General features: G+C 59.4%; 14 protein-coding genes and 1 tRNA gene. 4 read left to right on the top strand and 11 right to left on the bottom strand.

The features are described from left to right. Nucleotides 1-25 precede the first annotated feature (25 nt). Both AC1ENN_RS02630 and AC1ENN_RS02625 read right to left on the bottom strand, forming a co-directional pair. Complete coding sequence (locus tag AC1ENN_RS02630) at nucleotides 26-1,432, bottom strand: sensor histidine kinase (RefSeq protein WP_449648358.1); 1,407 nt, start codon at nucleotides 1,430-1,432, stop codon at nucleotides 26-28. A 65-nt stretch (nucleotides 1,433-1,497) separates the two neighbouring features. Further along, nucleotides 1,498-2,250 carry a response regulator transcription factor gene (locus AC1ENN_RS02625; RefSeq protein WP_480406618.1) on the bottom strand — a complete coding sequence of 251 codons (753 nt, stop codon included), beginning with the start codon at nucleotides 2,248-2,250 and terminating at the stop codon, nucleotides 1,498-1,500. Nucleotides 2,251-2,416: 166 nt separating this feature from the next. Between AC1ENN_RS02625 and AC1ENN_RS02620 the strand changes: the two genes are divergently transcribed. Further along, entirely contained in the window at nucleotides 2,417-3,898 is a 1,482-nt protein-coding gene (locus AC1ENN_RS02620; RefSeq protein WP_480406617.1) for an ABC transporter permease, read from the top strand. Between the two features lie 36 nt (nucleotides 3,899-3,934). Then, a complete protein-coding gene (locus tag AC1ENN_RS02615) occupies nucleotides 3,935-4,606 on the top strand; it encodes an ABC transporter ATP-binding protein (protein WP_480406616.1) in 672 nt (223 codons plus the stop codon). A gap of 69 nt (nucleotides 4,607-4,675) precedes the next feature. Here the strand turns inward: AC1ENN_RS02615 and AC1ENN_RS02610 are convergent, their stop codons facing one another. Together AC1ENN_RS02610 and AC1ENN_RS02605 are read right to left on the bottom strand one after the other, a co-directional pair. Beyond that, nucleotides 4,676-6,007, bottom strand: a complete 1,332-nt coding sequence (locus AC1ENN_RS02610) for an MATE family efflux transporter (RefSeq protein ID WP_449648362.1) — start codon at nucleotides 6,005-6,007, stop codon at nucleotides 4,676-4,678. 6 nt (nucleotides 6,008-6,013) lie between these two features. Continuing rightward, nucleotides 6,014-7,420, bottom strand: a complete 1,407-nt coding sequence (locus AC1ENN_RS02605) for a hypothetical protein (protein ID WP_480406615.1) — start codon at nucleotides 7,418-7,420, stop codon at nucleotides 6,014-6,016. A 135-nt stretch (nucleotides 7,421-7,555) separates the two neighbouring features. Between AC1ENN_RS02605 and AC1ENN_RS02600 the strand changes: the two genes are divergently transcribed. Continuing rightward, nucleotides 7,556-8,158, top strand: coding sequence for a YqaJ viral recombinase family protein (locus AC1ENN_RS02600; protein ID WP_480406924.1), 603 nt, complete (start codon nucleotides 7,556-7,558; stop codon nucleotides 8,156-8,158). On the opposite strand, the gene AC1ENN_RS02595 is transcribed toward AC1ENN_RS02600, so the two are convergent. From AC1ENN_RS02595 to AC1ENN_RS02565, 7 genes are all read right to left on the bottom strand, one after another. Further along, nucleotides 8,159-8,827 carry a DUF998 domain-containing protein gene (locus tag AC1ENN_RS02595; RefSeq protein ID WP_480406614.1) on the bottom strand — a complete coding sequence of 223 codons (669 nt, stop codon included), beginning with the start codon at nucleotides 8,825-8,827 and terminating at the stop codon, nucleotides 8,159-8,161. It abuts the gene before it with no gap. 95 nt (nucleotides 8,828-8,922) lie between these two features. Then, on the bottom strand, nucleotides 8,923-9,465 hold the full coding sequence (locus AC1ENN_RS02590; protein ID WP_480406613.1) for an N-acetyltransferase family protein: 543 nt from the start codon (nucleotides 9,463-9,465) through the stop codon (nucleotides 8,923-8,925). Nucleotides 9,466-9,534: 69 nt separating this feature from the next. Continuing rightward, on the bottom strand, nucleotides 9,535-10,224 hold the full coding sequence (gene rplA, locus AC1ENN_RS02585; RefSeq protein ID WP_219949415.1) for a 50S ribosomal protein L1: 690 nt from the start codon (nucleotides 10,222-10,224) through the stop codon (nucleotides 9,535-9,537). Continuing rightward, nucleotides 10,224-10,655, bottom strand: a complete 432-nt coding sequence (gene rplK, locus AC1ENN_RS02580) for a 50S ribosomal protein L11 (protein WP_480406612.1) — start codon at nucleotides 10,653-10,655, stop codon at nucleotides 10,224-10,226. Before rplK ends, rplA begins: the two co-directional genes overlap by 1 nt. An 87-nt stretch (nucleotides 10,656-10,742) precedes the next feature. Then, entirely contained in the window at nucleotides 10,743-11,690 is a 948-nt protein-coding gene (gene nusG / locus AC1ENN_RS02575) for a transcription termination/antitermination protein NusG (protein WP_449648366.1), read from the bottom strand. A 71-nt stretch (nucleotides 11,691-11,761) separates the two neighbouring features. Then, nucleotides 11,762-12,043 (bottom strand): preprotein translocase subunit SecE, encoded by a 282-nt coding sequence (gene secE, locus AC1ENN_RS02570; protein WP_480391682.1) that lies wholly within the window; start codon nucleotides 12,041-12,043, stop codon nucleotides 11,762-11,764. 64 nt (nucleotides 12,044-12,107) lie between these two features. After that, a tRNA-Trp gene (locus tag AC1ENN_RS02565) sits at nucleotides 12,108-12,180 on the bottom strand. 471 nt (nucleotides 12,181-12,651) lie between these two features. Between AC1ENN_RS02565 and AC1ENN_RS02560 the strand changes: the two genes are divergently transcribed. After that, complete coding sequence (locus AC1ENN_RS02560) at nucleotides 12,652-14,706, top strand: choice-of-anchor G family protein (RefSeq protein ID WP_480406611.1); 2,055 nt, start codon at nucleotides 12,652-12,654, stop codon at nucleotides 14,704-14,706. Nucleotides 14,707-14,759: the final 53 nt, after the last annotated feature.

Genomic DNA, 14,759 nt, shown 5'->3' with positions numbered 1-14,759 from the left:
ACGGGATCACCGGCGTAGCCGCAAATCAGGGAAGCTCGATGCGGAACACCGTGTTACCCGGAACGCTGGAAACGCTCGTCGTGCCCCCGTGCGCCGCAATGACTGCGGCAACGATCGCGAGCCCCAGTCCGGTGCTGCCGGCCGCCCGAGAGCGCGAGCTATCTCCGCGCACGAACCGTTCAAATATCGTTGACTGCAATTCTGGAGCGATGCCGGGGCCGGTATCGCGAATCTCGATGATCGTGCGCTTGCCCTCCCGCTGCAGACACGCAGTGACAATAGTGCCCGCTGGAGTATGCACTCGCGCATTCGCGAGCACGTTGACTATCACCTGGTGCAGTCGCAGGCGGTCACCGCTGACCATGACAGCGTCATCCGGAAGCTCCAACTCCCAGACATGGTCGGGACCTGCAGCGTAAGCGTCCCCCACGGCATCGATGATGATGCGGGAGAGATCGACTGGCTCATGTTGAATTGCCACATCTTCGTCGAGCCTCGCTAAGAGCAGCAGGCTCTCCACGAGTCCCGTCATGCGCACGGACTCCGCTTCGATTCGACCGATGGCGTGGGCGATATCATCGGGAATCTCATGCCCACCGCGACGCGTTAGTTCCGCGTAGCCACGGATCGACGCGAGCGGGGTGCGCAACTCGTGACTCGCATCCGCCACAAAGGTACGCACTTTGTTCTCGCTAGCTTCGCGGGAATTGAGGGCGGATGCCACATGCTCAAGTAAGCGGTTGAGTGCTGCCCCCACTTGCCCAACTTCGGTGCGCGGGTCAGCGTCATCAAGCGAGACCCGTTCGGCAAGCGCAACAGCTCCGCGATCGAGTTGGATTTCGGTGACACGGGTTGCTGTGCCGGCAACTCGTTCGAGGGGGCGCAAGGCGAACCGCACCGCAATGGCACCCGCAATTGCGGCAATGACGACGGCGAGAATTCCAATGCCAATGACCAACAGGGTAAGCCGCAACACGGTGTCACTGACATCAGCGAGCGGTAGCGCAACGATGAGAGACTCTCCATTGAACGGAGTGCTCGAAACGATGACCCGATATTCGCCGAGCGTACCCCCGAGATTCACCGTGACCGGTTCACTTGATTCGGTCAGAGCAGACAGCGCTGCGAGCTGATCCGCGGTCAAGGGCGACGGTGCGCCCCGGGTTCCCAAGACTCCAGCCGTGATAGTTCCATTGGAGGTCACGAGACCCGCAATTGTTCCTTCACGCTGGCCCGGCAGCGCTAGAAAGTCGCCAGCCGGGGGAATGTTTTGGGTGTTTCCTGTTGGCCGACCATCAAGCGCACCTTGGGAACGGCTTGAAGCGGAAACCAATTGAACATCGAGACGGTCAACCAGAAAGCCCTGCAACGCAAGCACACTCACGACGCCGATAAGCACTGCGGCGAGCGCAATGAGTGCGGCGCTGCCCAAGACTAGGCGATTGCGGAGGCTAAGCCTGCGGCCCGTCCCCGGGGCCTTCACTTCTCGAGGTCGGATCACTCGGCAGCCCGCAACATGTACCCGACCCCGCGAACTGTCTGAATCATCGGAGGGCCAAGAACATCAATCTTCTTGCGCAGGTAGGAGATATAGATTTCTACAACGCTTGCTCGTCCGCCAAAGTCGTAGCTCCACACCCTGTCAAGGATTTGCGCGCGACTGAGCACACGCCTGGGGTTGCGCATCAAGTAGCGCAAGAGCTCGAATTCGGTGGCGGTGAGGTCAACTTTGGTGCCTGCCCGGCTCACTTCGTACGTGCTTTCATCCAGCGAGAGATCCCCGACTTCAATCACCGGATCGGCATCGCCAGCAATCGTGATCGCAGAACGACGCAAGAGTGCGCGCAGTCGTGCCACGAGTTCTTCCAAGCTGAAAGGTTTGGTCACATAGTCATCACCGCCAACCGTGAGTCCAGCAACGCGATCCTCGACAGCGTCTTTTGCTGTGAGGAAGAGTATGGGCGTCTCGATGCCGTCAGCTCGCAGTCGAGTGAGAACTGCAAGCCCATCTAGTCTAGGCATCATGATGTCGAGAACGATGACGTCTGGGCGAAATTCGCGAATGGTGGTGAGGGCTTGATGTCCATCAGAGGCGAGCCGAACATCCCAGCCCTCATAACGAAGGGCCATCGAGAGAAGGTCTGTTAGCGAATCTTCGTCGTCGACAACTACCGCACGAATGGCTGTGCCGTCGGCTCGGCTCAAACGCGGTTGCGCCTGGACTGCCGGAAGGTGGCGTGACTGATTCATGTCTTCTAGTTATTCGGAGTTTCCTATGAAATTTCTGTGTACGAATTTCTGGTGTCATCGCTGAGAAACGTTTCGCGGCTCAAGGCTAGTTCTCAGGTTGGCCATAGGGCACTGATAGGGCTCCTTCCTACCTTTGCCTTGACCACCCGAAGCACCGAGGAGACCCATGTTCGGAACGTACCTGTATCGAGAACTCAGCAACCGACGCAAACAGACAACAATTATTGCGGCCGGCATGGCTCTCGCCATTGCCCTCGTGATGATCGTGAGCGGCGTCGCTGCTAGTGTGCGAGACGCCCAAGCGAGCGTGCTCACATCGATTTACGGTGTCGGCACCGACATCACCGTCACTCAAGAACCAGAATTACCCGCCGAAGGAGAAGCGGGGCAACAGCAGCAGCCTCGCTTTGAGTTTGGCGCTGACGACGGCGCCACCGCCGATGGTACAACCGCCCTCGCGCAGTCTCGTCTGACCAGTGGCGTTAGCAGCACTACCTTCGATGCGGATGCTCTCACGACCTCCGCCGCACTCGATAACGTTGCCGCAGCCACTGCCACCTTGACGCTCAACAACGTGAGTTTCTCGGGCGAGATTCCGACCCGCGACACTACCGCTACCGAAGAGGGCGGAGCGCCCGGAGCAGGGCAAATGGGCCCTGGCGGACCAGACGGTGCTGGCGGAAGCTCGTTCAGCGTCGACACTTTCACCGTTACCGGAATTGATGTTGCTGGCGAAAGTGTTGGCCCCCTCACTTCCGTCGGGCTCGTCGACGGTCGCGCGTTTGAGACAACGGATGCTGCCACCAACGTCGTAGTGCTGGACTCCGGCTACGCCACAACGAGCGAACTCAGCGTCGGCGACACCCTCGAAATTGGTGGTGAGGAGTTCGAGATCATCGGAACCGTCTCATCCACTTCATCGGACGCCACCACGGCATCCAACACCTACATTCCGCTTGATACAGCACAGCGCATCTCAGAGCTTGAGGGTCAAATCTCGACCGTCTACGTGCAGGCTTCATCGTCGACCGACATTGCTTCAGTTCAAGCCTCGCTGCAGGGCGCACCTCCGGATGCCGCAGTCAAGACTCAAGAGGATCTTGCCTCAAGCGTGTCCGGCTCGCTGTCAACGGCCTCCGACCTCGTCGGCAAGCTCGGAACGTGGTTGTCGATCATTGTGCTCGCCGCTGCGTTCCTGATCTCTGTTCTTCTCACTACTTCTGGCGTCGCTCGTCGCACCCGTGAGTTTGGCACCCTGAAGGCGATCGGCTGGAGCAATGGTGCGGTCGTGCGTCAGGTTGCTGGTGAGTCACTGGTGCAGGGGGCAATCGGCGGGGTGATTGGCGTCGCCGTTGGGCTGCTGGGCATTCTTGCGATCAATCTAGCGGCCCCCGCCTTGAGCGCGAGCGCGACAACGACTACTCCGTTCGGCCCAGGGGCCGGACCGGGTGGAGGCGGACGATTCGGAGATGCCGCGGCCACGGCTGCTGCTGCCTCGACCGAGATCGCTCTACAGATTCCGGTAACTCTCGGCATCATCGGCATCGCCGTGGCCCTCGCCATACTCGGCGGCCTCATCGCTGGTGCCTTCGGTGGATGGCGCGCAGCCAAACTGCGCCCAGCCGAAGCTCTGCGCAGCGTTGCCTAATCCCACCGTTTTTTTCTGACCAGTAGGAGACCTTCTATGTGCGAACTAGCTAATCTCACCAAAACCTACGAGACCAAACGTGGCCCCGTCAGCGCACTCAACAGCGTAACCCTCAGCATCCCGACCGGACAGATGGTCGCGATTCAGGGACCGACGGGCGGGGGAAAGTCGACACTGCTGCAAATGCTTGGTGCACTTGAGCGTCCGACCAGCGGCACGGTCACTCTGAGCGATAGCGAACTGTCTGCGATGCCGGATGCTCGACTTGCAGACATTCGCGCGCGCACGATTGGGTTTGTTTTCCAGGGCTTCAATCTCATCCCCACTCTTACTGCTCAAGAGAATGTGGAGACGGCCCTTGCGCCGCTCGGACTCGCGAACGCTGAGCGTAAGCGTCGCGCGACCGAAGCGCTCGAGAAGGTCGGCTTGGGCGAGCGTTTAGCTCACCATCCGTCTGAGCTTTCTGGTGGTCAGCAGCAGCGTGTTGCGATCGCTCGGGCACTCGTCAAGGAACCTTCCGTGTTGCTAGCCGACGAACCGACCGGAAACCTCGACGAGCAGACCCGGGACGAGATCATGGAACTGCTTGAGGGCTTGTGGCGCGATCAGGGGCTGACCTTGATTATCGTGACGCACGACTCTGCTGTTGCGAAGCGGGCTGAGCGTCGATTGCAGCTGAAGCACGGAGCAGTGACCGAAAAGAAGTAGCGCTGCGAGGCTTTCACCCAGGAGAGGTCTGCCGTGACTAAGCGGAGTTGGTGGGCGGCGCGGTAGTTGCTACCGTGTCGCCCCTGTGACGAGCCACCGCTCGCCTCTAGCTCGCAGTCCCAGTGTCACTGCTCGTGCCCCGATGTATCCCAGTCCGAAGGCGAACCACAGTGAGACCAGTGCTGGTGCGGCGGTGAGTTCTGCGAGAGAAACCCACCAGAGGAGTGGGAGATAGACGGCAAGGTTAATGAGACCCGTGAGGGCAAGGTAGCGCGCATCCCCCGCACCGATTAGCACCCCGTCGAGCACGAACACGTAGCCGGCGACAGGGATGCCGAGAGCCAGCACGGGAAGAAGAGCCGCTAGCCCTGTGCGAACTTCTGAATCGCTACTGAACACGAAGCCAAGCCAGGGTGACATCGCCAGAATCACGATTCCCAACACGACGCCGCTGAAGATTCCGAGTTCAATGAGTCTGCGGGTGATCGCTCGCGCTTGAGGAACATCACTGGCCCCCAACTCTTTGCCAATCATTGCTTGTCCGGCTATGGCGAGGGCATCAAGCACGAACGCGAGGGTGGCGAAGATAGTGAGGGCGATCTGAACCGTTGCGAGTTCCTGAACCCCGAATCCCGTTGCGACCGCAATTGTTGCGAGCATCGCTGCCCTCAAGGATGCCGTGCGGAGCAGCAGCCACGCGCCAGCATGCCCGGCAATGAGCATCCCGCCGAGGTGGGGCCGCACTCGCGCGTCTTCCCGGCGCGCGATGACGATGAGCATCACGAGGTAGGCAATCGCCATTCCCCAACTGGCCACTACGGTGCCGATGGCGGAACCGGCGAGCCCCCACCCGAATCCGTAAATGAAGAGAACGTTGAGCAGGGCGTTTGAGATGAATCCTGCGACCGCCACGATAAGTGGCGTTCGGGTGTCTTGCAAACCCCGCAGGAGTCCGGAGGCCGCAAAAGTGATGAGCATCGCCGGCAGCCCGAGAATAGAAATTGCGAGGTACTGGTTGGCGAAGCCGACGATGCTGGGGTCTGCTCCGAAGAGGCTGATCAGCCACGGGGTCGCTGGGATTCCAATGATGACCAATAGGAGACCCAACAGGATTGCGAGCCAAACTCCGTCGACGCCTGCCGCGACCGCTCGGGCACGGTTGCCGACGCCGAGCCAGCGTGCAACAGCAGGAGTGGTCGAGTAGGCCAGAAAGATGAGCAACCCCACCGCTGTTTGCAGTACGGCGCTGGCAACGCTGAGCCCGCCCAATTGCGCGCTGCCGAGATGACCAACGAGAGCGGTGTCGGTGAGGAGAAAGATTGGTTCCGCTACGAGCGCGCCGAGCGCCGGTAACGCAAGGCGCCGGATATCCCGGTCAAGTGGCGAGTGCAGCAGGCTCACTACTGGCTAGTCTGTCGACGACTCTGTCGCCTTGGGCGACGGTGACGCTGCAGGCTTTGACGGCGCCGCTTTCTTCGCGGCAGGTTTTTTCGCGGCCGGCTTCTTTGCGGCCGGCTTCTTCGCGGGTGCAGCGTTCGTCGCTGCGGCCGAGGTTGCCGGCGCAGTCTTCGTTGCCGGCGTAGCCTTTTTCACCGCAGGCTTCGTTCCGGCCGGCTTGGCTGCTGTCCGCTTGGTTGCCGCAGGCTTAGCTGTGGACGTCGAAGCCGCGGGCTTCTTCGCTGGGGTCGTCTTGGTCGTAGAACTGCTCGGCGTCGACTTCTTCGCAGCCGGAGCCTTCGTAGCTGGCGCCTTCGTAGCTGGCGCCTTTTTAGCTGGCGCCTTCTTCACCGCGGCTTTCTTCGTTGGTGCTTTCGTTGCCGCGATGGCCGCTGCCGTCGTCACGGTTGAGGTAGCTGTTTCGGAGACATCCGGCGTCGAAGCTGCCGGTGTCGAGGACTGAACATCGGTGTTCGTTTCGTCAGATGCAGCATCCGTAGGACTCGTGGCATCCGTGTCAACCGCAGCACCCGCAGCACCCGCAGGATCCGTGACAGGCGCATCACCCGCGTCGCCGGCAGCACCGCGCTCAGCAGCATCGCCCTCAGCCTCAGCGAGACGCTCTCGGCGCTCACGAACCTGACCAATGATTGTGGGAATCAGCAGTGCCAGCAGGAGAACTACTGCAGTGGTGGCGATGAGCACCACTGACTGCACGGAACCTTGATCTGGCTGTGGTGTCGGGTCCACGATTTCTATTTCGCGACCGGAAAGTTCAGGCTGATATTGGGCGAGAGTCGTTTCGCCAGCAATGCCGCTTTCGCCACGCACGAGGGGAATGATCACGCCATCACTGAGGCTGAACCATGCTTTCGTCTCCGGCTCGTGCACGAGTGTTGCATCTTCGTCGATGTGGTCGAGGGCGAGCGTGATGCCAGGGTTGCGGATGAAGTCGATCATTTCTGGGTCGACCGTTGCCGGATCAATGCCAATCATGGCGATACCAACGGGCTCTTCACCAATCAGAACCGGCACCTTCCAGCGATTGACATACTGCACCGGAGTGTCCGTCTTCTGTCCAGAATGGAATGCCTCAGACCAGAGGAAGATTCGATCAATTTCACCCAGTTCAATACCGTCCGTGAAATCGAGTCCGCCGCCTCGCTCGTCAACACCGAAATACTCTTCGAGCTCAAGAATGAGGCCGTCATCTGACGCTGCGAACTCGCTAACATCTGGCGGGATCGAACCAACGGATGCTACAGCGCCCGCCGCCGGAACGAATGTGATCATTGCAAAGAGTGCTGCTGCTGCGGCAACGGACCACCGACGACGGTGTCTCGACGGTGGCGCAGAATCGGAGTGGCGAGCTAGCATGCGCCTAGTCTGCCAGTACCGGCACACATTGGTTGACGTGACGCGTAACAACCACGACTTGGCGGCGGTGAATCTGGGTTTGTGCGCGGTGGGCACCATTGCGCAGCAGACACGAGAGACAATGGTGGTGTGACTATGCAACCGGAACTCGATCTGTGGGAGCCGGTTGCGCCCAATCACCTCAATCGTGTGGTCGCCCGCGCTGAAGATCGTGTTGCCTGGCTTCGGGCGCGAAGCCGCGGTGTTACAGCGACGGATGCCGCCCGCTTGGCAACCGAAAGTTCGTTGCGTGGAGTGGTGGAGAGCAAGCTCCTCGGCTCTGGTTTCTCTGGCAATGCGTTCACCGATCACGGCCGACTGCGGGAACCTGAGATCGCACGGTGGGTGCTTGCCCAGCACGGCATCCGCTCAAGTTCTGCGCTCTATCACGCGCACGATCAACCACTGCATTTGGCAACCCCCGATGGTGTTGCCGTAATCGATGGTGCTGTGGTGTTGTCAGAAATCAAGACAACCCACAAGGCGTGGCGCAGCATCCCCCGTTCCTATTTGCGTCAAGTGTGGTGGCAGCAGTACGTGCTCGGCGCGGATCGCACCCTGGTGGTGTGGGAACAGCATGACGACTTTGTGCCCGTGCATGCTGAGCCGAAATGCTTGTGGGTTGAACGAGATGAAGACCAGATCCATGCCCTTGTCGGGCTTGCCGATCGGCTGCTCGATCTCATGCGAGCGCCGTAGCTAGCTAACGCGGTCACGCCCCAGTTTGCGCGCAGCAATCACCGCGCCAAGCATTATGAGCCAGGCAATAGCGATAGTCGTTGCCACAAACTCGAGACGGCTGCCAAGCACGACTTGGAAACGGAACAGGGAGAAGAGCCCACCCGTTCCGGCGATCACAGCAACAGCAATGGCCGTGATCAGCGACATTCGAGCGAGCACTCGGTGCTCCCGCGCGAATGACGTTTGGATCATTGCCCAGCAAGCGGCCGCGAAAGCGATAACGGCAGCGAGGGTGTGAGTGAAGTCCTGCACCGTGAAACTGGGGCCATAGGGCAGTGGGCATCCCGAAGTGCAGGTCACTTGCGACGCGAGCAAAAAGAATCCGCAGCCAACCCAGAGTGACACTGCTGGCGAACCGAGGGAAAGCAATGGTGGCCACGCTCGAACTCGGCGGGCAGCCCACGCGACGGCTGAGCCTCCCGCGACAATCAGAAGCAGGGCAATCTCGAACGCGGCGGCAGTAGGTTCGCCCTCAGCGCCGAGCTCGCTGACGTAGAGCTCTCGAGGAACAGAGAGTCGCGACATCCAGATAAGAGTGAGCGCAACCCCAACGGCAACGCTGCCAACCACAGCGGCATAACCCTCAAGGGCACCGAGGGAGACTCGAGGCGGCGCAACTGCGGTCATAGCCCGAACGCCCGCGGGCGAGAAGTCAGCGGCGCGAGCATTCAACAATCGTAGAGCACCACGACGGCGCAAGCACCGGTCAGGGAGAAACTTATTTAGGCGTCTGCACTGAGGGGCAGCTCACGAACGTAGTCGTCTTCCCACCGCTCCCCCACAAGAAACTTCTTCGTACCCACGAGGCGAAAACCCGACTTCTCATAGAAGCGATTGGCGCGAACATTTTCCTGATTCACCCCAAGCCAGACAGCAGCAAAACCCTCGAGTCGTGCGCGCTCGATTCCTGCCGTCACTAGAGCCTTGGCAACGCCAGCACCGTGGAACTCGCTGAGCACGTAACACTTGCTGAGTTCGACGCTTGGTCTCGCTGTGAGTGCTGCGGCAACATCCGGATCACTGGGCTCGTCACTGCAAAAGAGTACGTAGCCTGCTGGTCGACCATCAACCTCGCCGATCAGAATCTCGCGGGCGGAGTCGTTGAGGTAACCACTAAACGACTCGACCGAAAGGTGGTGCGCGATGAACTCGGCTATTGCCTGCGGGGTGGTGCTTAGAGGGCAGGCGAGAGGAAAGGTGGTGCGTGCGAGCTCATGCAAGATCTCAGCATCGGCAGCAACAGCAACGCGAACGGTGGTCGTCACGACGAAAACTCCTCCGGGGATGCGAAAACGGGGGCCGACAGAAGCCGGCCCCCGTTCATCTAAGCAGTATTAGATCGAGTTGATGTCGACCGGGATGCCAGGACCGAAGGTCGTGGAAACAGTTGCTTTGGTGATGTAGCGGCCCTTTGACGAGCTCGGCTTTGCGCGAACGATCTCGTCGAGCGCTGCCTTGATGTTCTCGTCGAGCTGCTCGGCGGTGAACGCCGTCTTGCCAACAATGAAGTGCACGTTGGAGTGCTTGTCGACACGGAATTCGATCTTTCCGCCCTTGATCTCCGACACAGCCTTAGCAGTGTCAGGAGTAACCGTTCCGGTCTTCGGGTTTGGCATGAGGCCACGCGGACCAAGAACCTTACCCAAACGACCAACCTGGCCCATGAGCTCGGGGGTCGAAACTGCTGCGTCGAAAGCGGTGTAGCCAGCGGCTACCTTCTCGATGAGCTCCGAGCCACCAACCTCGTCGGCGCCAGCAGCAATAGCTGCTTCAGCCGCAGGACCGGTTGCGAAAACGATAACGCGAGCAGTCTTACCCGTACCGTGAGGCAGGATAACGGTGCCACGAACCATCTGGTCAGCCTTGCGAGGGTCTACACCCAAGCGAAGAGCAACCTCAACGGTTGAATCAAACTTCTTTGAGCCGGTCTCGCGAGCAACAGCTACAGCCTCGGTTGGCGTGTAGAACTTGCCCTCTTCGAGCTTGTCGGTGGCAGCCTTGTATGCCTTGGAATTCTTGGACATTATGCCTCCACCGTGATTCCCATCGAACGAGCAGTGCCCGCGATGATCTTCATTGCGCCGTCGATGTCGTTGGCGTTGAGGTCAACCATCTTCTGCTCGGCGATCGTACGAACCTGGTCTTTTGTGAGCTGTGCAACCTTGACGGTGTGCGGTGTGCCCGAACCCTTTGCAACTCCAGCAGCCTTCTTGATGAGCTCTGCTGCCGGCGGGGTCTTGAGGATGAACGTGAATGAACGGTCCTCGTACACGGTGATCTCAACCGGGATAACGTTTCCACGCTGTGCCTCGGTTGCGGCGTTGTACGCCTTGCAGAACTCCATGATGTTAACGCCGTGCTGACCAAGCGCAGGCCCGATGGGCGGTGCGGGGTTAGCGGCGCCGGCTTGGATCTGAAGCTTAATCAGACCTGTAACCTTCTTCTTCGGTGCCATTGTGTTTCCTTTTCAGTACGAACTGACCCGTGTGGCCAGCTCTCCCGCACCCGGTGGGGCGCGGTGGTTTTTTAGGGGCTTTAGCCCTTAAAGCTTGGTGACCTGATCGAAGCTGAGCTCGACTGGGGTCTCGCGCTCGAAGAGGGAAACCAGAACGATGAGCTTTCCGCTCTCCGCCTTGATCTCGCTGATCGAACCAGGCAGGCCCGCGAACGAACCTTCCTTGATGGTGATGGTCTCGCCGATTTCGAAGTCGATCTCGGCAGGAATCGAACGCGCAGCGGTCTTGCCCTTGGCGGACGAGCCCTTTGTTGCGGGAGCTTCGACGATCTCAACAAGGCTCTTCAGCATGTTGAAAGCTTCTTCGAAGCGAAGAGGTACGGGGTTGTGGGCATTGCCAACGAAGCCAGTAACTCCAGGAGTGTGACGAACAACCGACCAGCTGTCTTCGTTGAGGTCCATGCGAACCAGAACGTAGCCGGGGATACGAACGCGGTTGACGAGCTTGCGCTGGCCGTTCTTGATCTCGACAACATCTTCCATCGGTACTTCGACTTGGAAAACGTAATCTTCCATAGCCATCGATACCTTGCGGTTCTCAATGTTGTGCTTGACGCGCTTCTCAAAACCGGCGTAGGAGTGGATGACGTACCACTTGCCAGGCTGAAGACGCAGATCCATGCGGAACTCGGCGTACGGGTCTACTTCGGCGCCTTCGGCTTCAGCGTCATCCGCAGCTTCGTCATCGGTTGCTGCAACAGAGGCATCAGCATCTGTGGTGTTGTGAACGTCAAGAGCGCCATCGACCGCAGCATCTGCTTCTGGGTCGGCTGCAGCATCCAGAGCCTCAAGGAGCCCGGCAAGATCGGCATCGACATCGGTCGAGCCATCTTCTACGTGCATTGCCTGGTGCTCGGCGGAGTCTTCAGAACGCTCTGCCTCAGCCAGGGTGTTACCCGTCTGCGCCTCATCCTCCTCGGAGGACTGCTCTGCTGCCGTAGCGAGCTCGGAGTCTTCGCGGTGGTTCTCGGACACTAAATCTCTTTTCGTTACTCTGCATTTCGGCCGTAGCCGACGCGGTTTGTGGATGGCGGTTAGTGAAAGACCTAAACCACTAAGTCAGGGTTGCCGAACAAAAAGTTCACCAACGCGCTAAAACCAAAGTCGAGTCCGGAAACGATACCCATCATGATGACGACGAATACAAGAACGACAAGTGTGAAACTGACCAGTTCACGCCTTGTCGGTGTAACGACCTTCTTGAGTTCGTTAATTACTTGGCGGATAAAGAGTGCCATGCGCCCGAAGGGTCCACGACGTTGCTCGCTGTCCTTCTTCGCCTTGGCGACGACGTCCTCGCTGGGCTCGTCTACGTCTTTCTTGGCCACTCTTAGTTACCTTCCGATACTTCGGCTTGCTCGACCCGAGACGTGAAACACGAACCGGGACTTGCAGGGCGGACAGGACTCGAACCTGCAACCTGCGGTTTTGGAGACCGCTGCTCTACCAATTGAGCCACCACCCTTTGCGAGAGATTTGCATCTCTCACCCCAACACTTTCGCACAAACACCGCCGGACTTCTATTTTCAGAAGTGGAGAGTAGGCGCGCGAAAGTATGGCAGTTTTCAACTACTTCTTCCAGTGTACGTCATGAAGCGGCCTCGTGAAATACGGCGAACAGCCAGACGGCAACAGATAGCGCGAAGCCCACCCAATTCGGTGCCAAAAAAGTTTTCTGAAAAGAATCTGAGAATCCGCGTCATAACCGCCACCGGTCGCAGTCTCTCTATACAAGCGGGGCGAACCACCCCGCAATTTCGGACAACATCGGCATCACCACGTGAGGACTAACCACCTCGCCGCATAACTAAAAGGCATCACCACCAGATGGGCAAGCGAAGCTGAGATCAGGCAGCAGTTCGTGGCACAACCCTCACGTTGGCCTCATAGTCGAGTCAGTTTCCTTATCCACACAGGATCAGGAAGGTACCAGTCGTGTTTACACAACACATCCCGCGCGCTGGGAAGCCAGTCGGGAACACCAAGCACAACCCAGTAGTCCGTTTCGGAGCGGCGCTGGGAACCGTAGCCCTCGTTTCGGGCTTCACTCTCATTGCACCCGCTGCAGCGAACGCCGACGAAGTCAACGGGGCGTCATACGCCTACGCCGAGTTCCTTTCCGGCAATGTCTTAGGCACGGACCTCAGCAACGTTGTCGGCCTCGGTCGGGTAGCTGCAAGCAACAACGGCAACCAACCACGTCAGATCAGTCGCAACCCCCTCTCTGTTGACGTGCTCGGGGCCACCGTCATCAACCAACCGGGCGGCATCCAACTCCCCATGGTGGATGTTCTCGATGCTGGTGTCATCAGCCACTACGCCCAGGCCGACCAGAATAGTGAGTCCTACGCCTCAACAGGAGCCATCCAGAACGACGGCGGAATTGGAGTCGGCAACAATGCTGCCGGTCCTGCCGGAGACCTAACACTCGATCTCGACAGTCTTCTCGACAACCAGTTCGCTTCCGTGTTGACCGACCTTAAGCTCGACCTCGAGGCGGTAGCCGCACGCGCCAACGGCTCGATGACCTCAGCATCAGGCGACTACACGCTCGCCGATGCCACACTGCGTTTCTCGAGCCCCGCGATCAGCCAACTGACCAGCAAAGTGAACAGTGCACTCAGCGGCGTCGACGGTCAACTACTCAGTTTGGGTGGTGATGACGGTGCTCTCGGAAACTCAATCGACCGCATCCTCGATCCCCTCCTCAGCGTTGTTGGATCATCGGCAAACGTGAAAGTGGTTATCGACGCTGACGTGCACAATGCCGTCAGCTCACTGCTGAACGAAAAATACGGCAACGGAGCAGTGAGTTTCAATCTCGAAACCGGCGCGGTGCTCGTGGACCTCGAAACGTTGTTAGGTAGCGACCTGAACGATTTGCCACCGAACACCGAGCTGCTGACGGATGCCGTCGTCAACCAGATCCTGAAGGGAATCACTGAAACAGTCGGCACCCTCGCTGACGACATCGTCGAACGAGTGGAGTCCGCTCTCCGAAACGCTCGCGTGGATGTTTCAGCGAACCTCACCGTGTTGAGCGGGCAGGATCCGGTGCAGCAGAAGGTGTGTAGTGACATCCAAGTCCCGATCATTGGTGACATCATCACCGGTGGCACGGGAAGCACTGGTGGCCTCGGCGGTCTTCTTGGTGGACTCACTGGTGGAGTAACGCACACCATCACACAGGGCGTCATCGGCTACACAGCAGAAACTGTGTGCAAGCTCGTGGCGACCGCCCTGCCCGACCTGCGCAGCACTGTCGCTGTCACCATCGTCGGAACAGTCGATGACCTGATTGACGGCACCGCAGCACAGGCGAGCGCTAACATCTCGCTCCTCGGTGGCACCGTGAAAACTGCGCTCGACGTCGATGCCATCATCGGAAGCCTCGGCACGAGCCTCAACCAGTCGCTGTTCTCCAACGACGGTGTCGTTAGCTCGGTCATCGCTCGCCTCAACTCTGGATTGGTCAACCCCGCCGTTACCGGACTTCTTGGCAACTCAAGCGTCGCAACGGTGCTGAACGATCTGATCTCGATCACCGTCAACGTTCAAGAACAGTGGACCTCTACTGGTGCTGTCAGCGGCAACATGTTCAGCGAAACCGCAGTGCGAGTGAGCGTCGGCTCGGGAGGACTTCTCAGCGGTGCTCTCGGTCGCGCAGCATTAGCGCCCAGCTTTGCCGCTCGCGGAGTCGTCAGCCTCAACGTGGCCCAAGCCACCGTTGGGCCGAACGTGCGAACCGTCGTTGGCCCAGGATGCACCGTGAACTGTGGCCCCGGCGGCGATCCAGACCCCTGTGTCGGAATTTGCATCCCCGGAGATCCGGACTTTCCAGAACTTCCGACTCTCGCCCTTGGCGGACAGCTCGCATACACCGGTGCCGGTGTTGCGACGCTCATCGCCCTCATCGTCGCGTTGTTGGCAGCGGGTGCCTACTTCGCGCGTCAAGGTTACCTACGTACACATCCCAAGTCCGAGCTCTAGGACTGCGTAGCTAACCTCTAGCGGCCGGAGCTGGTCGTCCCCCCAGGACCACT

This window comes from Rhodoglobus sp. G.S.23 (assembly GCF_056675935.1).
Note: the sequence above shows the minus strand (reverse complement) of the source record. Positions and strands in the feature narration are given on the sequence as shown.

Coding starts and splice junctions, on each gene's coding strand:
- AC1ENN_RS02615 (WP_480406616.1), top strand. CDS start 3,935: ATGTGCGAACTAGCTAATCTCACCAAAACCTACGAGACCAAACGTGGC.
- AC1ENN_RS02620 (WP_480406617.1), top strand. CDS start 2,417: ATGTTCGGAACGTACCTGTATCGAGAACTCAGCAACCGACGCAAACAG.
- AC1ENN_RS02625 (WP_480406618.1), bottom strand. CDS start 2,250: ATGAATCAGTCACGCCACCTTCCGGCAGTCCAGGCGCAACCGCGTTTG.
- AC1ENN_RS02605 (WP_480406615.1), bottom strand. CDS start 7,420: ATGCTAGCTCGCCACTCCGATTCTGCGCCACCGTCGAGACACCGTCGT.
- rplA (WP_219949415.1), bottom strand. CDS start 10,224: ATGTCCAAGAATTCCAAGGCATACAAGGCTGCCACCGACAAGCTCGAA.
- AC1ENN_RS02595 (WP_480406614.1), bottom strand. CDS start 8,827: ATGACCGCAGTTGCGCCGCCTCGAGTCTCCCTCGGTGCCCTTGAGGGT.
- AC1ENN_RS02600 (WP_480406924.1), top strand. CDS start 7,556: ATGCAACCGGAACTCGATCTGTGGGAGCCGGTTGCGCCCAATCACCTC.
- rplK (WP_480406612.1), bottom strand. CDS start 10,655: ATGGCACCGAAGAAGAAGGTTACAGGTCTGATTAAGCTTCAGATCCAA.